The organism is Bradyrhizobium sp. LCT2, from assembly GCF_009931255.1.
Taxonomy (GTDB): domain Bacteria; phylum Pseudomonadota; class Alphaproteobacteria; order Rhizobiales; family Xanthobacteraceae; genus Bradyrhizobium; species Bradyrhizobium diazoefficiens.
This window is the reverse complement of record NZ_CP034432.1, coordinates 4,168,138-4,190,821: the sequence shown is the minus strand read 5'-3', so window position 1 is coordinate 4,190,821 and position 22,684 is coordinate 4,168,138. Positions and strand designations below refer to the sequence as shown.

The 22,684-nt window shown below is 61.5% G+C and carries 29 protein-coding genes and 1 pseudogene; 8 read left to right on the top strand and 22 right to left on the bottom strand.

Features of this window, described 5'->3' with window-relative positions; all coding sequences use genetic code 11:
- Positions 1-85: 85 nt before the first annotated feature.
- Positions 86-361 carry a hypothetical protein gene (locus tag EI171_RS20135; RefSeq protein WP_161534499.1) on the top strand — a complete coding sequence of 92 codons (276 nt, stop codon included), beginning with the start codon at positions 86-88 and terminating at the stop codon, positions 359-361.
- A gap of 478 nt (positions 362-839) precedes the next feature.
- Here the strand turns inward: EI171_RS20135 and EI171_RS44810 are convergent, their stop codons facing one another.
- The 5 genes from EI171_RS44810 to EI171_RS20115 all read right to left on the bottom strand — a co-directional run bounded on the left by EI171_RS44810 (position 840) and on the right by EI171_RS20115 (position 4,644).
- A complete protein-coding gene (locus EI171_RS44810) occupies positions 840-1,016 on the bottom strand; it encodes a hypothetical protein (RefSeq protein ID WP_202633170.1) in 177 nt (58 codons plus the stop codon).
- 651 nt (positions 1,017-1,667) lie between these two features.
- Positions 1,668-2,654 (bottom strand): hypothetical protein, encoded by a 987-nt coding sequence (locus EI171_RS20130; RefSeq protein WP_161534498.1) that lies wholly within the window; start codon positions 2,652-2,654, stop codon positions 1,668-1,670.
- 28 nt (positions 2,655-2,682) lie between these two features.
- Positions 2,683-3,162, bottom strand: coding sequence for a thermonuclease family protein (locus EI171_RS20125; protein ID WP_246740587.1), 480 nt, complete (start codon positions 3,160-3,162; stop codon positions 2,683-2,685).
- 112 nt (positions 3,163-3,274) lie between these two features.
- Positions 3,275-3,790 carry a hypothetical protein gene (locus EI171_RS20120; protein ID WP_161534496.1) on the bottom strand — a complete coding sequence of 172 codons (516 nt, stop codon included), beginning with the start codon at positions 3,788-3,790 and terminating at the stop codon, positions 3,275-3,277.
- On the bottom strand, positions 3,787-4,644 hold the full coding sequence (locus EI171_RS20115) for a GIY-YIG nuclease family protein (protein ID WP_161534495.1): 858 nt from the start codon (positions 4,642-4,644) through the stop codon (positions 3,787-3,789). Before EI171_RS20115 ends, EI171_RS20120 begins: the two co-directional genes overlap by 4 nt.
- Before the next feature lie 107 nt (positions 4,645-4,751).
- On the opposite strand from EI171_RS20115, the gene EI171_RS20110 reads away from it, so the two are divergent.
- Positions 4,752-5,054, top strand: a complete 303-nt coding sequence (locus EI171_RS20110) for a hypothetical protein (RefSeq protein ID WP_161534494.1) — start codon at positions 4,752-4,754, stop codon at positions 5,052-5,054.
- Positions 5,051-5,740, top strand: a complete 690-nt coding sequence (locus EI171_RS20105) for a hypothetical protein (protein ID WP_161534493.1) — start codon at positions 5,051-5,053, stop codon at positions 5,738-5,740. Before EI171_RS20110 ends, EI171_RS20105 begins: the two co-directional genes overlap by 4 nt.
- A gap of 146 nt (positions 5,741-5,886) precedes the next feature.
- On the opposite strand, the gene EI171_RS20100 is transcribed toward EI171_RS20105, so the two are convergent.
- From EI171_RS20100 to EI171_RS46750, 11 genes and pseudogenes are all read right to left on the bottom strand, one after another.
- The gene (locus EI171_RS20100) at positions 5,887-6,294 is read right to left on the bottom strand and encodes a hypothetical protein (protein WP_161534492.1); all 408 of its coding nucleotides are present in this window, start codon (positions 6,292-6,294) and stop codon (positions 5,887-5,889) included.
- A 141-nt stretch (positions 6,295-6,435) separates the two neighbouring features.
- Positions 6,436-6,885, bottom strand: coding sequence for a hypothetical protein (locus EI171_RS20095; protein WP_161534491.1), 450 nt, complete (start codon positions 6,883-6,885; stop codon positions 6,436-6,438).
- Positions 6,886-6,900: 15 nt separating this feature from the next.
- Positions 6,901-7,347: a hypothetical protein gene (locus tag EI171_RS20090; protein ID WP_161534490.1), complete on the bottom strand. Its 447-nt coding sequence runs from the start codon at positions 7,345-7,347 to the stop codon at positions 6,901-6,903.
- A complete protein-coding gene (locus tag EI171_RS20085) occupies positions 7,347-8,177 on the bottom strand; it encodes a hypothetical protein (RefSeq protein ID WP_161534489.1) in 831 nt (276 codons plus the stop codon). The genes EI171_RS20090 and EI171_RS20085 overlap by 1 nt, the downstream gene beginning before the upstream one ends.
- Complete coding sequence (locus EI171_RS20080) at positions 8,174-8,422, bottom strand: hypothetical protein (protein ID WP_161534488.1); 249 nt, start codon at positions 8,420-8,422, stop codon at positions 8,174-8,176. Before EI171_RS20080 ends, EI171_RS20085 begins: the two co-directional genes overlap by 4 nt.
- Positions 8,423-8,450: 28 nt before the next feature.
- Positions 8,451-9,623 (bottom strand): hypothetical protein, encoded by a 1,173-nt coding sequence (locus EI171_RS20075; RefSeq protein WP_161534487.1) that lies wholly within the window; start codon positions 9,621-9,623, stop codon positions 8,451-8,453.
- Between the two features lie 223 nt (positions 9,624-9,846).
- On the bottom strand, positions 9,847-10,260 hold the full coding sequence (locus EI171_RS20070; protein WP_038967514.1) for a GFA family protein: 414 nt from the start codon (positions 10,258-10,260) through the stop codon (positions 9,847-9,849).
- 276 nt (positions 10,261-10,536) lie between these two features.
- Positions 10,537-12,375: a PQQ-binding-like beta-propeller repeat protein gene (locus EI171_RS20065; RefSeq protein ID WP_060912589.1), complete on the bottom strand. Its 1,839-nt coding sequence runs from the start codon at positions 12,373-12,375 to the stop codon at positions 10,537-10,539.
- Positions 12,376-12,474: 99 nt separating this feature from the next.
- On the bottom strand, positions 12,475-13,188 hold the full coding sequence (locus EI171_RS20060; protein WP_161534486.1) for a class I SAM-dependent methyltransferase: 714 nt from the start codon (positions 13,186-13,188) through the stop codon (positions 12,475-12,477).
- 80 nt (positions 13,189-13,268) lie between these two features.
- Positions 13,269-13,988 carry a bifunctional 2-polyprenyl-6-hydroxyphenol methylase/3-demethylubiquinol 3-O-methyltransferase UbiG gene (locus EI171_RS20055; RefSeq protein ID WP_161534485.1) on the bottom strand — a complete coding sequence of 240 codons (720 nt, stop codon included), beginning with the start codon at positions 13,986-13,988 and terminating at the stop codon, positions 13,269-13,271.
- A gap of 245 nt (positions 13,989-14,233) precedes the next feature.
- Positions 14,234-14,753 (bottom strand): annotated as a pseudogene (locus EI171_RS46750) (methyl-accepting chemotaxis protein); the annotation flags it as partial.
- Positions 14,754-14,791: 38 nt separating this feature from the next.
- Between EI171_RS46750 and EI171_RS20045 the strand changes: the two are divergent.
- A complete protein-coding gene (locus EI171_RS20045) occupies positions 14,792-15,010 on the top strand; it encodes a hypothetical protein (protein WP_038967516.1) in 219 nt (72 codons plus the stop codon).
- A 3-nt stretch (positions 15,011-15,013) separates the two neighbouring features.
- Here the strand turns inward: EI171_RS20045 and EI171_RS20040 are convergent, their stop codons facing one another.
- Positions 15,014-15,193: a hypothetical protein gene (locus EI171_RS20040; RefSeq protein WP_028175886.1), complete on the bottom strand. Its 180-nt coding sequence runs from the start codon at positions 15,191-15,193 to the stop codon at positions 15,014-15,016.
- 103 nt (positions 15,194-15,296) lie between these two features.
- Here EI171_RS20040 and EI171_RS20035 point away from each other — a divergent pair, with 103 nt between their 5' ends.
- Together EI171_RS20035 and EI171_RS20030 are read left to right on the top strand one after the other, a co-directional pair.
- On the top strand, positions 15,297-15,686 hold the full coding sequence (locus tag EI171_RS20035) for a hypothetical protein (RefSeq protein WP_161534484.1): 390 nt from the start codon (positions 15,297-15,299) through the stop codon (positions 15,684-15,686).
- A 306-nt stretch (positions 15,687-15,992) separates the two neighbouring features.
- Positions 15,993-16,247, top strand: a complete 255-nt coding sequence (locus tag EI171_RS20030; protein WP_011088256.1) for a hypothetical protein — start codon at positions 15,993-15,995, stop codon at positions 16,245-16,247.
- A gap of 21 nt (positions 16,248-16,268) precedes the next feature.
- Here EI171_RS20030 and EI171_RS44800 read toward each other — a convergent pair whose 3' ends face one another.
- The 4 genes from EI171_RS44800 to EI171_RS20015 all read right to left on the bottom strand — a co-directional run bounded on the left by EI171_RS44800 (position 16,269) and on the right by EI171_RS20015 (position 18,755).
- A complete protein-coding gene (locus EI171_RS44800; protein ID WP_202633169.1) occupies positions 16,269-16,424 on the bottom strand; it encodes a hypothetical protein in 156 nt (51 codons plus the stop codon).
- Between the two features lie 337 nt (positions 16,425-16,761).
- Complete coding sequence (locus EI171_RS20025; RefSeq protein ID WP_028175884.1) at positions 16,762-17,469, bottom strand: outer membrane protein; 708 nt, start codon at positions 17,467-17,469, stop codon at positions 16,762-16,764.
- A 286-nt stretch (positions 17,470-17,755) separates the two neighbouring features.
- Entirely contained in the window at positions 17,756-18,190 is a 435-nt protein-coding gene (locus EI171_RS20020; RefSeq protein WP_202633168.1) for a hypothetical protein, read from the bottom strand.
- A gap of 196 nt (positions 18,191-18,386) precedes the next feature.
- Entirely contained in the window at positions 18,387-18,755 is a 369-nt protein-coding gene (locus EI171_RS20015; RefSeq protein ID WP_028175882.1) for a His-rich protein BRANT, read from the bottom strand.
- A gap of 252 nt (positions 18,756-19,007) precedes the next feature.
- Between EI171_RS20015 and EI171_RS20010 the strand changes: the two genes are divergently transcribed.
- Positions 19,008-19,550, top strand: coding sequence for a lipopolysaccharide assembly protein LapB (locus tag EI171_RS20010; RefSeq protein ID WP_097532332.1), 543 nt, complete (start codon positions 19,008-19,010; stop codon positions 19,548-19,550).
- A gap of 108 nt (positions 19,551-19,658) precedes the next feature.
- Entirely contained in the window at positions 19,659-21,044 is a 1,386-nt protein-coding gene (locus tag EI171_RS20005; RefSeq protein ID WP_161534483.1) for a serine hydrolase, read from the top strand.
- Here EI171_RS20005 and EI171_RS20000 read toward each other — a convergent pair.
- On the bottom strand, positions 21,034-22,596 hold the full coding sequence (locus tag EI171_RS20000) for a S10 family peptidase (RefSeq protein WP_161534482.1): 1,563 nt from the start codon (positions 22,594-22,596) through the stop codon (positions 21,034-21,036). The two genes, EI171_RS20005 and EI171_RS20000, sit on opposite strands and share 11 nt — an antisense overlap.
- Positions 22,597-22,684: the final 88 nt, after the last annotated feature.

The window sequence follows — 22,684 nt, the reverse complement described above, 5'->3', positions numbered from 1 at the left end:
GTAACCCTCAACCGATACATCGAAGGTTCAATTGCCTCCAATTCAAAAAGCGCCAAGCTGTAGACGATCGCGTTGGGGGCGACCGATGACCAGCCCGACTGATGATGAATTGCGTGCCGCCGTGACCGCCGCCATTGAGCAGTGGAAGACTTCGCGTCAGCTTCCCCACCTGTCGCCGACCGATTGTGAGACGTTGAACAAGCTGATCATCACCGGACTTCAAACCGTGGCTATTCCAGCGCGCGAAGGCCTTCGACAAGCATTAGACGAACTGCTGGATCAAAGCCGTCGAAATTCAACGACACGGTCTTTGATCGAAGCGTACGCACGAAAGCCGGCGTTCATCCAAGCCTTCGCCTGAGGGTGCCCGAATTTCATGGAAACTTCGTTGCCCCACCACGCAGTGAACTTATGCGCGGACGCCGGCAGCTTTCTCCCCAATGTCTGCTCGATCTCCACGAACGTCAGCCGAACGAAACTGCCGCGCTCACTCGACAATCGCTGCTGTAGCGGTTCGTAGATCGATTTTCGGAAGGTCATAGTCTCAGCGCGGGCTAGGCAGAACTACGCTCATCGTAAACGGGATCGCTTTCAAAAAATGGCTAAACGACGACGGCCTGCTCGCCAGATCATCCGGTTATGCCGGAGCCAGACAAGCAAACTCAGCGTAAGGGCGCCCAGCCGTCGCGCTTGGATGAGGCTCGGCGCATTATTGAGGAATACGCCGCAGAGCTTCGCAGACCATCCGGAAGCTCGCCTGCAAGATGATTAAGGTCGCCTCGGTTGGCGGCCTTTTTCTTCGCCGTAAGCATCCGAAGCCTTCAAAAATAGGTCGGCACTTACGCGGCGACGTCGACCGATGCGATCAGGATACGTAGATCGTTGGCCAACCCGCGATAGTGTTCGCTCGCACGAAGATAAAATTCGCGATTACTTCCAGCCGATCGTTTGGCGATCAATTCGCATTCGGCTGCGAGACTTTCAAAACGCTCCAGTTTGGCCTGAAAACCGATCATGTGGCGCCCCAAACTCGTTACCAAAAAGGGACAGGACGATATTCGCGGAATTAAGTCAGGGCAAGCACCGATATTGAGAATAATCATGCCGTACGAATTTACCGGGCCGCGAAATTCGTCGGCGCCAAGCTGTGCGCACTACGTACATGTGCATCGAGAGATGCTGACCGCGTCACTGCGTGGGAAGCGGGAGCGCGAGCGAGTGCATTCGGTCTCTCCAAGCCGACCAGTCTCGGGCTTGTCGCCATGTGTCGTAGTTCTTTTCCGTGAGCGTCGCTGCGAGCTCGTCCCAGGCCCCTTGGAAACCGTCCCGCGCCTGGTCGAAGGTCTCAGCAATCCCGCTGCGATGTTCGCCCGGGTCAACGCCGGGATAGAAGCCGCAAGCCCCCCCCCATTGCGGTGCGGAATTGGGAACACCCGAGCACCGGCAGATCATGCCGATCCGAATGGTCGCCGAAATAGATCAGCCATGTTTCTCGATGGGGATCATCTTTACTGGAGCGACGGGTGAGTACTGGCATGCCCGCATCAAAGCGGCAATACAACGGCCGGCAAATTATCAATACCTTGGGGGTCGAAGTAGCCGCGAGCTACTGCCAATCGCGGGTGTGAATATCTGGGCGACGGCACATTCCAAGGCTACCGTGCCGACTAAGGCGCTACGGGCTCGCTTAGTCGTCGCTTTGTTTCGTCTCGGGCCTCGCTAATGGTCTTGAAGGCCCCCGAGAGCAGAGTATCGATGGCGCAGTACACTCGTCCGGCTCGAAAAATATTCCCCGTTCTCACCTCTGTAGCTGGCCGGATTGGAGGACCAAGTCGATAGACAAAATGAAACATATCTCCCCTCGGCCAGCGGGGATTTACCTTTGAAAGATCGTCCGTCACCTCGTAACTATCGATGTGGTGAACCGACTGCAATTTGCCGTGGTAGCGGAACCCGATGTAGTTAGGTGGCTGGACGGGCCAACCTGCGCCTCCCATTGGGTGAAAGTAGCAACCGTCCTTCTCTACAGCGTCGATCCACGTATAATCCGCACCTTCGATCATTGCGTCGATACTGAGAGAGACGACGTAAACGGTGTTATCGGTGATGCGCTCCATAGCGACGAACTCCCGCAAATGCTCCGAAAGTTGATCTAACCAAAGCTTCTCTTCAAAGCTTCTCGCTTCGGACCGAGCTGAGCGGGCAATCCTTCGGAGTTCGCCCCATGACTGATGGACAACAGGCGCTCCATCTATGTGCTCCGGTAGATGGCGCTTCGCAAAATCTGTGCTAGCGGAGGTCACGCTGATCAATCGTTGAATGTCAGCTCTCCCGGACGACAGTCGAGGTCGATATCGCTGCAACTGTTCTTCAGTTGGAAGGTCCCATGAGCGCTTTGCTTCGATTATTAGGTGGAAATGTCGTTCCGAGTAAATTTCGATGTCGGTGTAGCCGCCATCCTCACCGTGCTTTTGAAGAGAAATCGTTGTATCGCGCCCTTCGAAAGGCGAGCCCACCCAAGCGCTCAGTACGCTCTTCCGAAAGCCTTCGCATTTTTCGAGAGCCCAGCCCAAAGCAAAAGTGGCGCTGTTTTCGTCGGCACCCATCAAGCGGAAAATGTTTGTCGTTGGATTTCCATGAATAGAGAGAGCCATGATTTCCGCGTATGCTTTTGCCTATCGATTAACGGACGGGCGTTTCGTCCGAGCACTCAGACGGCCGCCGACCGACGCGGATGCAAGAACGGTATCGCCAAGGTTCCACAAAGCTGCCGGCCCAGATGCCGGCGCCGGCACGCTCGGCGCGCCGTTGGGCTTCGCCGTATTGGCCCGCGGAGTATTTCGGCCAGTCTATCGCGTGGCCGTTCGAGACCATCCAATGCGCGATGTCCGGGCCCGGATCACCGATCTTGCAGAGGGCGACAATCCGACTGTATCGGTCACGATCCTTCGGCGTGCAGATGATCGGCCGCGGGATCGCATAGAAGAGGCCGGCTAAGGCCGCCGCGGCCTTCTGGCCGCATCGATAAAGTTCGCTGTCGTCACCGCGACAAAGCTGATCGCTCTCAGGTGCGTCGATGCCCCACAAGCGGATGCGCGTCCCGTGAACTTCAATCGTGTCGCCATCGATCACGCTGGCGCGGCCTACGATGTCTTCGGCCATCGCTGGGGCAACCAGCGCCGGAACGAAAATGCTTGCCAAGATTAGCAGCCGTAACATTGAAGCGACCATGATCTAAGCACGGTCGCCCGCGATCGAATGACAACTTCCCATATCAGTTCTTTCGCACAGGTGTTCCAACATCTACGACGACGCCCCCGCCGTTTTTGGTGAATGCCTGACACCCAACCGTTGCCTTGGGAAGAACGACGCTAGCTTGTTCATCGGTCTCCTTAAGCGCTACGCGGTGGCACCGACGCGCAGCGGCTTCCAGCTCTTTCCGGTCGACACCGGTGACCGCACTGCCAGCCGCCGCGGCCAACACAAACCATTCGTTCGGAGGAAAGCCGCTTGCATCCCAATTCAGCGAAACGTAGGTGACGAACTTGGGATCACAGATCAGGACCATGTCCGGCCTTTTGAAGAAAACGCTGCCGCCAGACGGCGAGAAGTGATCGAAATTCGTATTCGTTTGCTCGATGATCCGCGCTGTTATTTCCTTGCATTCAGGCGTCTCGGCTGAGTGCTCGCCGGCGGTCGCCGTTCGAACCGCCCCCAGAAAGAGCGCAACTAGCGCTCGGCACGTGAAGCGCCACGCACAGACCCTCCCCTCGTTGAAGGATGGTGTCATCGCTCCCTAGGCCCCACTACCACCTTGTCTCTTGCTCGCTTGTATTCGAGCAACTGCGATACCGCATCGTAGGAATGGTACCTTGCGTAGACGCTCTTGGCATTCCTCTCGCGAAGATCGGCCAGCGCATCGGCCCAATAAGCGACCATTGCGCGACGAACTCCGTCGAAAGCGAAGAAGCGTTCAGCTTTTGCAAAATCCTCGTCGAAACTTACGCACACTGCCCGTTCAGCGGCTTTATAATCGGCCTCTCGAACATCCCCTCCATGTTGGCCAAGCCACATGATTGTTTTGGGATACTCCAAAATGAGACGATCCAGCACGAGGTAGTGTGAGAACTTCCCGTCCATCGGCGTTCGCGTGCTAAACGCAACCTCGTGGGACCCGATGTTAAGCGTGAACCAACGCCCTCCGTTGGTCTGCGGGAGAACGCTCAAAGTCCACGATCCTTGAATGTCGAAGTTTCCAAACAATCCGGAGAGCTGGAACAAACGAAAGAGAAACAGGCTAACGTCGGGATTGTGGAAGAGCTGATCCGTTCGCGCGGGATCGACGCGGAGCGGTTCACTGATCGAGCGAAGCCGCTCTCTGGCCTCGTGAGGAGCCACGCTGAATAGCTCCCGCGTCCCGTCGACTTCCACATTTCGGTCACGAAAGTGACGATGAAGCGCGCTCTCTACTGCGACGCAGTCCGTGACATGCACGAAATCCGACAGTTCCCAAGGACCATGAGGAGCATACGCCTCGCCACTATTTATTCCTCGAAGGCGTTCAGCGATAGGCCGTTCGGTACGCCCAAGCTTGATGTAATCGCTGTTCGGTGAAACGAGTAGATAGACAAACCCCTGCGGCATGCTTCGCTCAATCAGTCCCCAATGCCCCTAATTATAACTGCTACGTGGCCCCTTGTCTTGAGGGTTGTAGTTCGGGCAAGATGCCCGCCGGGGAATGAGGGGCGACTATGGAGGAGTTCTACGGGCTTTTTTTGCTGCCTGGACCGGCCATACTGTGCTGGCAGGCATACCACTGGCTCCGCGAGGGTCAATGGATGCCCCTGCCGATCTCGAAGCTCTTTACCTACAATGACTGGCCGCTCCCGAATGTGAGCTGGGTGGGCGCTCAGAAGATAATCGATTGGTTTCTCGCCATACCTTCTAGCCTGATCGCCTTCGTGGTCGGCCTCCTCGTCGTTGTGATCTTGGTTATCATTGAAGAATTGATCCACAAGGCGCGGGACAAGGGCGAGAGCTGGAAGTCCTCATGATTGATCGCCTTGCTAACGTCCTCTACTGGATCGCCTGCATGTTTGCCGCACTCACGGCCAGCATCGCACTCTTAATCTATTTCGGCGAAGGCTACGGCCGCAAAGACGGCCCTTTGGTCACGGGCACGATTTTGGTCCTCGCCCTCATCATTTGGGCGGTCGGCGCAGCGATCCGCTACATCCTATCGGGCAAGAGGTCGGCGGCGCCCGCCGCGCTTGGCGGCGGCCCGTCGTGGGAGGAAACATACGCTCAGCGCATCTATGACGCCTTGCCACTCTCAAATCACGTCGGCGACATGTCGCCCGAGAAGCTGCGAATTCCGTTGGCTGCGTTGCCGCGGTTCAACGAGAAGGCGCTATTCTTGCGGGAGACGCTTTGCTTTGTTGCGCTTGCGAGCGTGGCCAACCCCGATACAAACCTCCGACCTGTTCTCTCCGCATACACGCGTCTGTTGGTACGAAAGGTTGAGCAGCGTGGCCATCTCGCAGATGCCGACACACTGACCGACTACTCATTCAAGGACGCCGACCATCTCTTCCAGCAGCCGGTAGATTGGGCGCAAGGGTGGTTGGCCGAGTTTCGAAGCGATCCAGGCGACACCTTCATGGTAGGAATGTTCGCGGATCACTGCCTAAAGCTGTTCTCGGCCTATAAGACCGCCATCGTGAATACGCATAGGCAGTAGCTCGACGTCCGGTTCGATGGCAAGAGCGCGCTCAGGTCGAATGGACGATCGATACGGTTTTGAGGACGTCTTATCGTGCGGGCGATTGGGAGGCGCTGCTTCGTCGATATGATCGGACGCCAGCGCTGGCCGGATCGACAGCCGGCTCAAAGCTCGCTAGCGAAAATTAAACGCAGCGCGTTCCATAGCGGCTCTCGACGATAGATCAAAATGTGTGCGAGCGGCAGAACGGCTCCTGCAACAGCTGTCCAGAATGACAGGCGAAAAGCAGTTCGGGCATCAAGCCGAATTCGCAACCGTTGATATTTGCTAATGCCCTTCAGGGTTTTGCCGTTTCTACTCGCACCAAACCAGATTGCCTTTCGGTGCATGCTTAGGCTTCGAGAAGAGAACGGCGCGAAGGTAATAAAATAAAAGGTGGCAACGTAGTACAACAAGCATCCAACGAAGAGCAGCCCTTCGATCAGTTCAGGCCTGTCGAGCGAGAACGTCGCACCGATGATGCTGAACGAAGTTGGCTTCAGCTGAAGCGCTCCAACGGCGATGCCCATCATCCAAAGAACATAAATTCGCGTCTCGATTTTCCATAGTCGGTCCGTTGTTTTGGCGACAGCTTCGTCGTTTCTCGGTCTTCTTAAGGCCATTCTTTCTATACCTGTGTTGCGGCCCTAGCGATCCTGCCGGGCAGGTCAAAGCTAAACGCAATCCAAGTTCTTCAGAAACCAGACGCGAAAATCTTCCATCTTCGGGGTCCAATCCCGCGCTTCCAATTTTGAAGCCGCTCGCGCAATCATCATGGCGGCGTCAAAGCACGTGATTTCCATCGCGTCATCGCCGCCATGCTTCAGCCAGTAGAGTTCACGATTAAGGACGTTGATCCAGTCCTTCTGCTTGGAAAATCTCTCTTTGGCTCGGGGGTTATCACGCAAGCCCGCAAATAGATGATGGCCGTCGCGTTCTATCATTCCCTCAGACGCCCCGGCGAGCGTCACGGCGATATCGAATTTGCCGCGTTCGAAGGCGTCGATCGCGGCGTCGACCTGTCGTGTGGCAGCCTGCGCCAGCGTCAGCTTGAGCGGATCGACGGGCACCCGCGGGCCGCGGAAGCGGCGCCGCGGCTTGGCCTTTGGGTTTAGGCGATCCATGCTGTGGCAACCCTCTCAAGACCCCGCAGATCGATCGGTTTCGATCTGGAGGCGAAGGAATTCGGCCGCGCCCTTGATCGCCGAAAGAATGTCTAGCTGTCGATCGCCGTCCAGCGTGACGCCGCCGATCGGATCGTTCCAACGAGATAGGTCCCAAGCTCCCGATACGCCGTAGTAAGCCGGTGGGCGCGCGATTACGCCTTCGGCCGACAAGGGCTGATTGTTACGATCGGCCGGATGTCCAGTGTGCACGTGTTTGAATGCGTGCGCGATACGGTCGACCAGCGCGAAGTCCGCGTTGTTTTCCCGAAACTTCTTTCTAAGGCGGTCGGCGTCCAGATAGTCGATTGCGTGGAAGACAGCGACCGCGGCCAAGAACGCATGGCGGACCGACGTCGGGTTCGCTTCGAAGTCGGCGATCGACGGGTCGACGATCTGTTCGAAATAGCGTTCGATTTCCATCAGCCAAAACCCCAGTGCGTCCGCTGGATGACCCTCAGCGGTGTGTTCCGATCAAAAAAGTCTTTAGACAGGTCGTCATTTGGGGAGACCAAATAGAGCGGTTGCACCAATCGCGCCGACGAGCTGTCGGGCGTCGTGACGTAAAGCTGCAAGCAGACGATGTAGCTATCGTTCAGTTCTTCCTTGGCCTGCCGGAAGCGAAGTCCGTCTTTGTCCCTCTCCCAAGGATAACGCTGCACCACCTTCGCATGTACCGGCAAAATGTCTCCCGGCTTTATGACGATCTGGGTCGCATTAAGAACGATGGATTTGGCGAAGCGGCCATCGCATCCAGTCTGAGGAACAGTGATCAGCACCAATTCGGCGTAGATTTCGCTAATGAGGGCTTGGCGGTTTCCAGAATTGATGAATGTGAAATCCTGATCCTGCGCCAGCACTAATCCCCCTTTATCGCGCGTCACTTTCAGGGCTTCACCGATAACGACCCGAATGTCGTCGCGCTGGTAAAGAACGCTCGTGAAAAAGGCGATGCCCAGCGATGTGACCGTGACTGCCCCCAAGAACCAATCGAGCCAATGCTTCCTGTACGGCTTGCCCTCCGATGCCTCTCGCCTGCGATCGTGCCAAGCCAGCCAGTCTTCTGCGAAGCCGATCGTCATTTCCGTCGTCCCGATCGTGACCGCGCCGGCAGGGCCGGCGTCGGTCTGCGCCAGTCTGTTGCGGACATTCTGCGGACTTTGCGTTTCCAGTTCCTCGGACCAGCGTTTGGCTTGGTCCGGCTGCGCCGGCGACCAACGGGACGCTTCGTAGGGAAAGCGGTCAGTTTTCATCGAATTCTGTTCGGCTGTTGGAAGTCCTGCGCAACCACTGCGCAGCCACGCTTCAGTGCCACCTCGAATACTTGTTTCAGCTCGGGGTCCGCGAGAATGGGCTCGCCAGGCATGAAGTCGCCCACGATGTGCCACTCAAAGCCGCGGCTCGGTTCGGGCAGCTTCGTCGGATCAATCACGCACGCGGCGCGGCCGGGGCCTTCTCCGAAGCCGCCTCGTTCGACGAATTTCTGAAGCCGGTTCATCGCGTTCCTCCGGGTGCAGTGCGTCGGCTTAATTGACGAAGCGTTTTAACGGCCCTTCGATAAATTGGCTCGGTCGCCAGCCTCTCAATAGCTTATCAACTAGCAAGCTATCTGTCGCACCCAAGGTAAGCCCTGCCGCTGTGCCCAATCCCGTTGGAGCAAACATATCGGCGAGCACTCCGGCCCCAGTGAAGAATACGAACCGAAGGGATTTTCCGGGCAGCCGTCCGATCCAAGTCTCTTTGTTTACCTGATCGTAATACTCCCGGACGAGCTGCGCATCTGGATGTTGCCCATGCATCCATCCTCGGAATTCTGCACCATCATCTAGCAAGCGGAAAAACTCTGTGATCGAGCGCTCTTTTGAATTGAGAACTTCACGCACCGTACGCGCATCGTTGAGCACGACATTCTCGAACATGTCGTGCTGATCTTCGCTTTTGATCCGACGCCGTACGAAATCGAAATGCTTAAGCCGGATCAGCGCGGAGTTAGCCGGGCTGGTCACCAATTCGCTCATATGGTCCGCAGCGAAGTACGTATCGGCGCGGGAACTTACGATATGAGCCAGGATGTAAGCTCCCGATATCGCGTCGCCGTTAGATGATCGATTTATCGCGTCAAAATCCAAATTTGTGTCGATCGCAAACTCTCCGCCAAGATTTATCACTCTAAACTGCATGTTCTTGGGTATCGCGAAAGACGGGCGTACCGTTTCGAGAACTGTGCGAGCTGCCATGCTCACGAAGTGAGGGTCGTCGCAATCAGCTCTCGCAGAACTCGCAATCGTTCCCATCTCTTGAGGCAGGCGATGAATTTTAAGGAGATCGACGATCTGATTTACGGTCTTGATGGGAACCTCTAATTCGCCGGACCGAGTGAGGCTTAAAACGATTTGATCTTGCGCATCGCTTTTGGCGCTCTTTCCGTGCCAGAACATTTGACCGAAATCGTGCTGCGATAATCCTCGTTGTGTATTCGTTAGGACCGTCGGAGTGTCCGGACAATATGAAGCGGTGACTTCAGGCCTTCGCAATAGCGACAACAGTCCATCCGGCCCCAATTGAACGCAGAGAGCCGGGAGGGACGCCATATCGACAAGCAAATGGGTCGACCGGTAGAACAGGAGCGTTTCAGCGACGAGGCCGATATCGACGGCCCCATCGACACCAGCGCCCCGGATTAACGCTTTTTCGAACACGCAGCGGTCCCACCTGATTGTGCCACCGCACAATAGACGCATCGCGTGTGCCCGGGCATGCTCCCGCTGCCGTTTTCCACGGCAAACCTCCGCTAGTGTCCGCGAGATGTTGGTAATTTTGTTGGTATGGCGCCGACTTACTGTAGAAATTAATGTGTATTATTAAACTCTTGCATCTAGTTTTCAATCCCCTCAGCCGCACCAGCGCTCGAGGCGGGAGCACTCAGTCCGAATTCTTCTGCGCGCTGCTCTGCTGGAAATGCTGGGCGCCGGTGATTTCCACCCAGGCATGTTTCGACTGCTCGAAAACCGATCTGATCGGTGCCGGATAGTTTGGATCCGCGATGGCGCCAACGGCGACGCCGATCATCGCAGGCAGATTGTCGGGTTTCCACCAGACCGTTGAACCGCAGTCGGGACAAAAATAGTTGCGGACCTTGCCGCCGCTTGCGGCTGTGCGGACGTATTCCTTCGACGCGCCTGAGATCGTGACGGCCTCTGCCGGATAGAAGGCACCGACACCGAACGGCGCGCCTGTTCGCCGCTGGCAGTCAATGCAATGGCAGGCAGCGACGAGGCTTGATGGCCCCGGAAGCGACAGCGCAAGAGCGCCGCAATTACATCGGGCGTCGATCATCGAAATTCCTTCCTCTGGGTTGGCCGGCGGGTCCTGCGGCCCGGATGGAGTGGAGCGCAATACGGGACGGTGTTCCCGCATTCCGCTGCTTGGAGCGCGCTACGAAAGAGCTGTGCCCGTGTTTGAGATGCGAGTTGGATTGACCATGACTTCTCATCTTGCTCCGTCACTGCGAGCGCAGCGAAGCAATCCAGACTGTCATCGCGGAAAGACTTTGCGGTTGCTTCGCTACGCTCGCGATGACGAGTTGGTGGAGCGATGCACCTATGCTCGCCCTCACTCCTTCCCGACCTCGAACGCCAGCAGCACGTTGCCGGCCACGCCGCTCCACTGGCCGTAGCCGGAATTGGTGTAGAGCATGCCGCCGGCGATGACCGGCCCTGGGCCGTCGATCGCGCCGCCATGGGCGGGGACGCCGTTCACGGCCGTATAGTCTCGCGCGGTATCGAACTCCCACAGCAGCTTGCCGTCAGCTGTGGCGTAGGCGCGCAGGACGCCGCTGACGCCGCCGGAGAACACGACGCCGGGGATCAGGCTGACCGCCGCCGACAGCGCGGGGCTGCATTGGAGGCGATCGCCGCAGGCGACGGGAGGCACCTCCATCGCAATTTTCCCGCTGGCGAGATCGAGACCGAACAGGCCTCCACCTTGGGTGGAATCCAGGCGCCGCGTGCCATCGTGCAGGAAACGCACGTCGGAGTTCGCGACGTAGATGCGGTCCTGATCGGCGGCCGAGCCCCATTCGCTGCCGCCGAGCGCACCGCCCTTCCCGATCCGCGTCTGCCACAGGATCTTGCCGCCATCATCCGGGTCGAGCGCATGCACGACACCGGACTTCTGCGCGATGGCAAGAACACGCCTGCCGTCGCGCAAGGTCACGAGGATCGGCGACTGGCCGAAATCGTGATCGGGGCCGTGCTCGTCAGGACAATTGGTCCTGTCCGCGCCGTAGCATGCCACGATGAAGGCGTCCTTCGGGGTCGCCTGCTGCTTCCAGAGCAGCTTTCCGGTCGCAAGCTCGAACGCGAGGATCGCATCGGCGGTTGCGGCCGGCGGATTCGAATAGGAATTGCTGGTCGCGACGTAGACGGCGTTGCGCTTCGGATCGACCGTCGGTGCCGACCACACCGCGGCGCCGGACGGGCCGAACAGCTGCGTACCTTTCGTATTCTTGCCGGTCGGATGCGGCACTTCCGGGATCGTGTAGGCCTGCCACACCGGCTTGCCGGTCACAGCCTCCAGCGCCACCACGCTGCCGCGGAAAGTGCAGCATTCGTAACTGGCTTGCGAGCCGGCGGCCTCCTCGAGCGAGGACACCGGGACGTAGAGCACGCCGGAGTGCAGCGTCGGCGCGCCGGTGATGCGCGCGGCCGGATGCTCCTCGACCTTCGTTTTCCAGATCAGTGCACCGGTCAGCGCGTTCACGGCATAGGCATTGGCGCGCAAGTCACCGAAGAAGATCACGAACTGATCGGTGCCGGGAAGCGGCGCGAAGCTGATCGCTGCGCGCACCGCGGCATCGGTCGCGAATGTCCACAGCGTGCAGCCGCTTCGCGCATCGAGCGCGTGCACCTTGCGGTCGGTGCCGCCGATGAACAGCAGGCCGCCCATGATCGTCGGCGGCGCAAAGGACACCGAGGCGCCGGGAAAGGCATAAGCCCATTTCAGCCGCAGGCGCGGCACCTCTTCCGCGGTCAGCCCCGCCATGTCGGCCGGCTGGAAGCGGCTGTTGCCAGCGTCGACGCCCCACCCGTTCCAGCGTGGACCGTCAAGCGGCTCTGGAAAGCCACGGACCTGCTGCGTGCAGCGTCCTTCTGCGTCGGCTGCGACGCCGCCGGTCGCAGTCTTGCCAGTGACGAAGGAAGCAATCGCGCGGCGTTCCTCGTCGCTGCGCTCCTTCGCCATCGCGGCCATGCTGCCGGTGGTCAGTGTCCCCAGCACATGATCGAACGACATTCCCTGCATGGCGCTACGGCCCGGCACACGGCTTTGGGCATCGCCGCCATCGTGGCATTGCGCGCAGTGGCTTGCGTAGAGCGCAGCGCCCTCCTGCTGCGCCAGCGCCGGCGCGCAGCACCAGATCAGCATGGCGGCAATCGCAACACTCGGTCTCATGGCGTGCTCCATCGTCACCGCAACGCGAGATGGCTTCATGCAACCCAAAGTGTAGCGCGACGGCATTCGCGGAGGCAACGGGCGTCCCGCCTGCGTCCGTCACATCCCCGTGGCAATGCGGATGCGATCAGGCAATTCATCCAGCCGCCAGAGCCCGAGGCTCTTGTCGCGCCAGCCACCGCCGCCCTCCTCGCAGCGCTCGTTGATCAGTTCGCGCGGCGCCGGCCAGTTGAACGGCGCCGTCGCCATGTTCAGCGCGCGCCAGTCGCCGTCCTCGCAGTCGCGATTTGCATCCCATTCGGGAAACGTCGTGACCAGCAGGAAGCGCGCGCCGCTCGCACGAAAGTTCGTGACGGCGCGAGCGATGTTGTCGAAGCTCAAATGAACCAGGCAGTCGCGGCACAGGATCAAGTCGGCCGCCGGCAGCGTATCGCGCGTGATGTCCGCGACGCGGAAGCGGCCGGCCAGTTCACCTCGTGCCGCGCGCTCGCTATTGGCCTCGATCAGCGACGGCACGATGTCGATGCCGGTGTAGTCGAGATCGAGCTTCATGCGGCCGATCCAGCCCGCATCGCCGCAGGGCGCATCGAGCAGCGAGCGCGCGCCGAGCCGTTGCAGCAGTGCAGGAAGCGCCTCCCGGATCGCGGCCGTGGCGGGATCCTCCGAGCCGAGGCCCGAGACCGAGCCGGCCGCGCCCCACAGGTTCGTCTTCTTGATCCGCTCGAACCGCGCGGCGAGATCGAGGGCCGCGAAATTGTCACGGTCGGCAACGAAGCGTTCGTGGGCGAGCACGGGCGGACGATTGGGGATCATCGGACGCTTCCAAATCCAGATTCCATCGCGAGCGCAGTCTACACGCGAAACGTCGCGTCAGAAATCACAGGCCTTTCCACTCAAGCCGGCTTCTGCCACTCCATCATGTGAAAGTAGGGCACCCGGCGATGAAGGTCGTTTCTGCGGGGGTCGCCGCTTGTGGGCTCCGGTTCGACAAACAGTCGCAGCTGGAGGCCGTGGTCGAGCAGCAGCGTCATGTAGGTGCCGAGCGGACGATGCCAGTTCTGGAGCCGGATGCCGCGCCCGCTCAGCCAGATCGGGCGCTCGTCCATGTAGTGATCGATGGCGAAGCGCATCTCGCCCTTGCGGTCACGTGCCCAGCCGTCGGGCTGGCCCGCGGTGTTGAAGCTGGTCAGATTGGCGATGAGCAGCGTGCCGCCCGGCCGGAGCGCCCCCACCATCTTCGCGATCGCCGTACCGAGATCGGGAATGTCAATCAGGCTGAGATAGCTGACCACCAGATCGAAACACGCATCGATATCCATCGTCTCGGCACGACCGAGCCGATAATCCCCGCGGGGGTCGAGCTCCCTAGCGCGCGCGAGTAGCGCCTCGGTCGGATCGATGCCGGTGGTGCGGATGCCGGCGCGCTGCATGATGCGGCAGAAGCGTCCCTCCCCGCAGCCGACGTCGAGCGCATTGCGGAAACCGCGGCCCTCGATCCGCGCGCGCATCGGCGCATCCAGCACGAAGCGGCGGCCGTAGTCGCCGTCCTCACCCTGCTCGATGATCCAGGCGGCCGCGGACGCGGCCCAGCCGTCGTCGACATCGTCGGTCATGGGCTGCCTTCGAAGGGGCGCGGACGCCGAACGCCGCGGGGACGGCTACTGATCACAGATTGGATCAGAATTCAACATCAGGTAGCATGCGCACCCGATGCGCCCTACCACGCCCAAAGAGAAGGCCAGGATCGCCGCCGGCGCGATTACGGCCGTCGTCATGACGGCCATGCTGTTCGTCATCGCGCTAGCGTTGCTGCTGCCGCAATAGAGACTCTTGGCGCGGCGGATGCCGCCGCGCGGACTCAGGCGGCACGCACCGTCCGGAGGAATTTTCCGACCTCGTCCTTCAGCCGGTTGCTGTCGGTCGCCAGCATCTTTGCGGTCGAGAGCACCTGCAAGGAGGCCGAGCCGGTTTCGGCCGCGCCGCGCTGCACGTCGGTGACGTTCGAGGAGACCTGCTGGGTGCCGTGGGCGGCCTGCTGCACGTTGCGCGAGATCTCCTGGGTCGCGGCGCCCTGCTCCTCGACCGCCGCGGGAATGGTCGAGGACACTTCCGAGAGCCGCTCGATCGTCGCGGAGATGTCGCGGATCGCGTTCACCGATTCCTGGGTCGCGGTCTGGATGCCGGAAATCTGCAGGCTGATCTCGTTGACCGAGGAGGACAGCTCTTCCGTGGCGGTAGCAACCGACTGCACGGACCATGTCGCGGCGACGCTGCTCGGCCGCCTGCTTCTCGGCTTCGGCCTGCGCCGCCTTGAGCCGCTCCACTTCGAGTCCGTTGGACTTGAACTCTTCGACCGTCCTGGCCACGTCGCCGATCTGGTGCGGAACCAAGCACGTACGTCGCTCGTTCTTGCCCCATGCGGATCAGGGCAGACCATCGAGACATATTCTTGCTGGGGGCGGTGACGCTGTGCTGCGTCGTCGTAGCCGGCGCTCTTGCGCTGTACGAGCCCGTCTTTGGACAGGCTCCGGAGAGGCAGGTCGCCGACAGCAGGCCGGTCGAGGCCGCAGCCCCGGCGGCGGTCCGGGTGGTCGGTGCGCCCTTCGTGCCCAACGTCAACCCGCGCGAGCGATAGCACTCACCTCTGGGATGTGCCCTTCGGAGACGTGCCCTCGCCCTCCCCGGGCTGGCCATGGGCCCGCGCCAGTTCCTCGGCGAACGCGATCACCTCCGCCCGCTTGTCGGGCGGCAGCGACAGGAACGCGCGAACGAGCCTCAATCCTTCGGCTTCATCCGCCTGCTCTTTTCCGGCATCCATCCGCCCACTGTCGGGCGACCGGGAAAAATATGCAATCCCTCGGAGGATATCTTCTTGATTCGTCCCTCGAGCTTTGGTGGAGTACCCCTAACGGGGGTGGCCCATGAAGTGGATCCGAGAGCGCGACGCATTGATCGCGCAGACACTGGCCTTCGTCCAATCGGTAACCGGCAAGAAGGATGACCTCCATCCGCCGGAAAGCCCGCCTGCTGCATTCGCGGTGACCACGGAAATCGTGACCGTGCAGGCCATCGCGATCGAAACCGACCCGCCACCGGCCGTATCTCCGCCCGCCCCTCAAGCTCGGCCCGTCCAGGTCCCGACGCCCCGCACGGGTGGCGATTTCCGTACCGAGATGCAGGCCAGGATCGCGAATTTCCGCAAGCATCAGGAGCGGTTCGAGCGCGAGCGCGAGGAATATTGCGCGGCAACCCTGACAAAAGTCCGCGCCGCCATCCGCGACGCCGGCCCTCGTCCACCGGCCGCCAAGTAAGGCAGGCCGTCCGTCTGGGGACCTACAGCCAGGACCAAACCAGCCAGAGATTGGCTGCGCAGGCGCCGAGCAGCGCCACCGACAGCGGCAGGAGCATGTGCCCGCAGGAGGTTTTCAGGTCGCTCGTCATGGCCGAAAACATCCGCTGATTCCGGCCGGAGAGTCCCAGGGATTCTTTTTTTGGAGATTCAGGACTCGTTTACGACTCAAGGACCCCGGGGCACCGCGATCACGGCGCCGTGATCAACCGCCGGCCGGAACCCCTCGCCATTGAAGTCGTTAACGCGCTTTCCGGGAGCGGGAAGAATGCCCTACGCCCTGTTTTGCAACGATGCCCAGATCAGTAAGGCCTATCCTGATGAGTCCGACGTCTGGAAATTGGCGCAGCGGAGCGGTCTCGTCGTGGATGTCAGCGCCGACGACAACCGTGCCGGGCCGCGGCGTGTGCTCGACAACGACTACGAGATTAAGCCCTGCCGGGCAGCGCAGGGCGAGGACCCCGCCACGAACAAGGCGGAGGCCGAGCGCCAGTCCAGGATAGAGCTTCAGTTGAATTTGTGAGGTCGGGCCGGAAGCCGGGGTTCAGGGCGTCGCGGTCGCCAGCGATGCCTGCTCGCCGGCCAGCGCCACGCAGGCCTTGCGGCGGTGCAGCCCGCGGATCGCACCGGTGACCTTCAACACCTTGCCGGACGGACAGGAGGCGTCCTTGACGAAGGCCACCTCGTAAGGTGCCAGCATCAGAGGCTCGGATTTGAGGATTGTTTGAGCAGTGCACGGCGCCGACGAAGCACACGAGCACCGCTGCCGACACCAAGATACGCATGACCGTCGTCCCACCAGCCCGATAATTCTCATATAACGCGTTCCGGAGCGCGAGTTCCGTAAGCGGCAAAAATTATTTTTGCTTTACGCCAGCCCCATGACACGCGTGAGAAGGCGCGCGCCGGAATGTTTGCTTGCAAATGACGCGCCAGATGGTTCACGCAAAGCAAAGAACCGGCCGCCAGCACGGGCCGGCATACGAAAAGGCCGGCGGGAGCCGGCCTTTGTCGGAAGTGGGATTGCCGCTGGCGGGTCAGTAGCGCGAGGCTGACGGACCACCCCAGCCGAAGCGGTAGTTCACACCGACCTTGACGGTATGCTCGTCCTCCCGGCCGCGGACGCCGACGATGTCGGCCGGCCCGGAGGTGAAGGTGGTGCTACCGAAATTGTAGTACTGGTACTCGGCCTTGGCCGACCAGCTCGGCGCGAACATGTATTCGAGGCCGGCACCGACGGTGTAGCCGTCCTTGTTGTTACCGGTGGCGGTGAAGCCCTGCGGCACGCCGGCGACGTTGACGCCAAGGCCGCCATTGCGCCAGGCGTAACCACCCTTGGCGTAGACCAGCGCCGGACCCCAGGTGTAGCCGATCCGGCCTGTCACCGACCCGAGCTGGTCGGTATTGGACGTCACCTGCGTTCCCAGCGGGAACGTGACACCGTTGTTGTTGGTCGGCAGCCAGGAATACTGAGCCTCGACACCGACGACCCAATTGGGCGCGAACTGGTAGTCGAAGCCACCCTGCACACCGCCGAGGAAGCGGGCGTCGCTCGACTGGAAGCTGCTGTCGCCGGCGAACGCGCCGCCAACATGGCCGCCGATGTAGAACCCGGTCCAGTTGTAGATCACCTGCGGCGGCGTATAGGCCGGTGCCTTGGTATAGGCGCGCGGCTGCATGTCGGCCGCTGCGGCCGGCGCGGCCAGCGCAAGCAGAGCGACTGCGCCCAGCAAGATCGTTTTCATGATCATCCCCGTTCTTTCAAATTCGACACTCAGGAAACAACGTGGCGTGAATTAGGTTGCTTCGCGGCGATGCCGGAACGTTGATCGTTCGCTACTGTGACGGGGTGGCAACATCGCGATTTTGTTCCGTCACGTTGCCCTGCACCGGCTGTTTTGTCGCCTGCGCAAGGCTTGCCGTAACAATCTGTCGCAAGGCGAACCCGCCCCGTTCAAAGCTCGCCAAAATGTGATCCAGCGGCTCCGGCGACTGCAGTCCTAGCACCAGCCGATGAAGGCGGGCTTTGCGCTACCGCATCATCTTTTCCAGTTCCGGAAAGGGTGCGTAAACCGCACCGGTACAGAGCTCGCTGGCGCGATCGAGAACACGGTCGGCCCGTCCGTTGACGAAGACGACGGCGCGCTCGCGCATGCCCTTGTAGCTGCCGTCGGTCTCGCGGGGCGTGAAGCGCAGGCAGCTCACGTAGAACTGCCGGCCGCCGAGCTCGCGCAACACCGGCTCGGCCATACCGGCCTCGCGCACGCCGACCGGATTGTTCAGATAGGCGCGCATCAGGGCGAGCGTGTCACTGCGGAAATTGTCGGGAAAAGGCTGAGGACCTCCAGCCTGGGTCCCATCCATCAGGGTTGGACGGTCACCGTCGCTGCCGAAACACGCTGCGAGCGCCAGCGGCAATGCCAGGATCAATAGCAGGCTCACCGCACGTTTCGCCAATCGCCCCACAGGTCACGCTCTCCGCTCGCTCAGACTCGGAGATGTTCTAGCCCCAAGGTTGCACGAAGGGAATTCGCTTGCAGGCGCACCGGCCCGCCGCCGGTGCCTTGCGCTTTCGCGCAAGGCACCGAGACAGCGGACCGGGCCTGAATTCCGCACGCGGCGGCGGGGCAATGCCAAGGATGCCGCCGCGCGGGATCAGTCGTTAGCTGCGCTTCTCGGTCGTCACCGGCTTGGTCGCGTCCGGCTGCGCCTTCAGCGACTTCTTGGCCGACAGATGCTTGTGGTGATGGCGATGCGTCCGCACGGTCTTGTGCTCGTCGGGCGTGACCGCGGCGTTCGCATTCATCGTCTTCGACTTGGTGTCGACCTTGGCGTCCGCCTTGACGTCGGCGGCCTTGGTGTCGGCCTTGACGCCGGCATCCGGTTTCGCGGCGGTGTTCGACACCTTGGTCTGGCTCTGGTCCGCCTTGATCACCGGCGCGGTCGTGGTGGTCTTGCCGGCCTCGGCGGCGAAGGCCGGGGCTGCGATCACGGAAGCTGCGAGCAAGGCTGCGGAAATGGTCTTCAACATGGTTGATCTCCTCTTGGAAGGATCTTCAGGCGGGCGCCCTCTCGCCAACCCTTCGATCGTAGGTGGGAGCCTAGGCCTCGCGCGCTGAACCCAGTCTGAAGCCGGTTGCAGGCTTCCGTTCATCTGGATGACAAGTTTGTCATCTGCCCAGAGGCGAATAGATCGTGCGAAGCGGGAATGTTTTCGCCCGTTGGGTGTTCCGGTCTTCGGGCAATCGTGTAGGATCGCCACGTTCCATACGGGAGAACTTAGATGCGCAAACTCTCAATGCTTCTGCTGCCGGGGCTCGTTGCCATGACGCTCGCAGCCGGGCCGGTGCTGACCAGCGCCTATGCCGCGGGGAGCGACGAGCCCTCGTCGCCGCCGAAGTCGGACACTTCGACCAAGAAGGGCAAGAAGAAGAGCTCGTCCGTCAGCGATCCGAAATTCCTTGCTGCCTATCGCACCGCCTACACCACGATCTACGACAATCATGACTACACCGGCGCGATCGATCAGTTGAAGTCGCTCAAGCGCGACGACGTCGCCGACGTTGCCAATCTGATCGGCTATTCCTATCGCAAGCTCGGCGACTACCAGTCGTCGAAGGTCTATTACGAGCTGGCGCTGAAGGACGATCCGAACCACGTCCGCACCTGGCAGTATTACGGCCTCTGGCAGCTCGAGCAGGGCAACCGCGAGCAGGCGCAATATCACCTGAACAAGATCGCCTCGCTCGCCGGCACCGACAGCTCCGAGTATCGCTCGCTTGCCGCGGCGCTGGACAAGCCGACCGGCGCGACGCTCGTCTACTAAGCCATCCCGTTTCCGAACGACGCGAACCGGCACAACCTAGGGGTTGTGCCGGTTCTGCTTTCTCGGCTAGCCTCGCGCACCAATCCTTCCCTCGCAAATCGGTGCGCAATGGACACGTGGCTGCGATCCGCGATCGACTACATCAGCTCCTGGATCGAATTCCAGCAGACGACAATCCAGCAGCCTGGTGTGATCGTCGCCTTCGTCTATCGCGGCGATGTCGTTGCCGAGCACGCCTTCGGCCTCGCCAATCTCGACACCGGCGAGAAGCTCACGCCGCGCCACCGCTGCCGCATCGCCTCGCACTCCAAGAGTTTTACCTCGGCTGGCATCATGAAGCTGCGCGAGCAGCGCAAGCTCCGACTCGACGATTCCGTTGGGCAGTATGTCGGCGGCCTGCATCCGCGCGTCGCCGAGACCACGATCGCGCAGCTGCTCTCGCACAGCGCCGGGCTGACGCGCGACGGCGCCGATTCCGGCCAGTTCATCGATCGTCGTCCGTATCTTAACGCGGAGGAGTTGCTCGCGGAGCTGAAGCTACCGACCGCGATCGAGCCCGGCACGCGCTTCAAATATTCCAATCACGGCTTTGGCCTGCTCGGTCTCGTGATCGAAGCGGTGACGAAGGAGCCCTTCACCGCCTGGATCAAGCGCGAGATCATCGAACCCGCGGGTTTGCGCGAGACCGAGCCGGACGCGCCGCTCCCCAAAGATGCGGCGTTCGCACGCGGTCACACGCGAAAAGTGCCGCTGGGCGAGCGCTGCGTGATCCCCGGCGACAATCCCACACATGCGATGGCGTCCGCCACGGGCTTCGCCGCCACCGCCGCCGATACGGCGCGTTTCTTCGCGCAGCTCGCGCCCAACGCAAGAAAGAGCGTGCTGTCGGTCGCCAGCCGCCGCGAGATGACACGACATCATTGGCGTATCCCGCAGAGTTTCGAGGCCTATTACGGCTTGGGCATCGGCGCCGGCAAGCTCGACGGCTGGGACTGGCTCGGCCATGGCGGTCACTTCCAGGGCTATATCTCGCGGACATGCGCCATTCCCGCCTGCGAGCTCGCGATCAGCATCATCAGCAACTCCATCGACGGCGCTGCGCCGTTCTGGATGGACGGCGCGATGCAGATCCTGCGAACGTTCAAGACCCGCGGCGCACCCGACCGGCGCGTACGCGACTGGACCGGCCGCTGGTGGACGATCTGGGGCGCGACTGACCTCGTGCCGATGGGCGACCGTGTGCTCATCGCCAACCCGCAGTTCAACAATCCGTTCTTGGATGCCGGCGAGATCGAGGTGACCGGCCGCGATACCGGCAGGATTGCCGCCGCCGCCGGCCATTCAAGTCATGGCGAGCCGGTGCGCCGCGTCCGCGATGCTCGCGGCAAGGTCAGCGACATCTGGCTCGCCGGCGCCAACGTCAAGCCTGCGAGCGTCGTCGCCCGCGAGATCGCGCGCCAATATCCACCGCGCAAGCGTCGGCCTACTCCCTGATCAATCCCTCGACCTCGCCACGAAGCGCCTGCCGCGAGCCGTCGCGCGAATAGAACATGTGGCCGCCGGGATAGACGACGAACTTGATCCGCTGCGTCGCGAAGGCCGGCAACTGGTCGAGCACCCGCTTGGATCCGAAATAGGGCGTGGCGAGATCGAACAGGCCATGCGCGACCAGCACGTTCAGCTTCGCGTCGGCGGCGAGGACCTGCCGCAGATCCGACACCGACTGCGGCGGGTTGATGCCGCGGCCGAAATCCCACTGCCCCTCGACGGCGCCGTTGAGGACTTCATAGGAGCCGTCCGGCCGCCAGTTGAGCTTGCGTGTCAGGACGTCCACCGCGGCGCTCGTCAACGGCGCCTGGAGCGCGTCGCCCGAGGGATCGCCGAAACGCGAATTGCCCGAATCCGGGTAGGGATCGAGGCCGCGGACCGAGGCATCGTAGCGTCCCGTCACCTTGCCGTTCTTGCGGTCGAACTCGCGGCGGAATTCACCGATGTCGAAGCGGCCGGCGAGCCTGCGGCTCACCGCCCGGTCGATGCCGGTGAGCTCGGCGACCTTGTCGGCAAGGCGATTGGTGGCCTCCCTGTCGGCCTCGCCCTTGACGAGGTCGGCCAGGAATTCGCCGCGCGCGTAAGCCTCGACGTCGGCGAGATCGGCGCGCTTGACCGGTCCTTTGGCCTCGCGCGCCACCGCCACATAGCTCGGCAGCGTTGCGACATATTGCAGGAGGCTGGTGCCGGTGAACTCGCGGAAGTCGAGCAGCGGCGACACCAGGATCAATCCCCTGACGCCGACGCCGTGCTGGACCTGCAACTGGCGCACCACCTTCGGCCCGCGAATGCCGCCATAACTCTCGCCTGCAACGTATTTCGGCGAGACCAGCCGGTCATGCCTCTCGAGCCAGCGGCGGATCACCAGCGCGATCGCATTGACGTCACCGTCGACGGAATAGAAGGACTTGCGCGCGTCCTCGCCGGTCGCAACGAACCGGCTGTAGCCGGTGCCGACGGGATCGATGAAGACCAGATCGGTGAAATCAAGCCAGGTCTCCGCGTTCGGCTTCACTTCGGGCGAGGCCGATGGCGAAAGGGCTTCGCCATCGAGCGGCAGCCGCCACGGGCCCGCAGCGCCGAACTGCAGCCATGCCGAGGACGCGCCGGGTCCGCCGTTGAACAGGAACGTCACGGGACGCGTCGCGCGGTCTGAACCGTCGAGCTCATAGGATGTGTAGGCGATGTCGGCCAGCGGCTCGCCCTTGCCATCGAACACGCGGATCGAGCCGGCGGTTGCGGCGAAGTTGAGCGTGCGACCGGGCAGATCGAGCGTCTGCTTCGTGGTCGAATCCGAGGGAAGACGGTGCGGCTCGGCGGCCGACGGCGAAGCTTGCGGCGCGCTTTGCGTGCCGCCGCCGCGTCCGCCTTTCTGTCCGGCCGGCGCCGCCGTCTCAGATCGCGGCTGCGGCGGATCGTCCGCGCGCGCAAGGCCCGCAAGCGCGAAGGCCGACACCGCCAGCACCAGGATCGCGCGGCTCGGCAAACTCGTGGTCATGATCGCTCTCCCTGCCGGCTGTGAGAGCCCGGCGAGCCCAAAAGACTAGCGCAAAATTGCGACGGTTTGGGGGATTGTGGACTCGAGG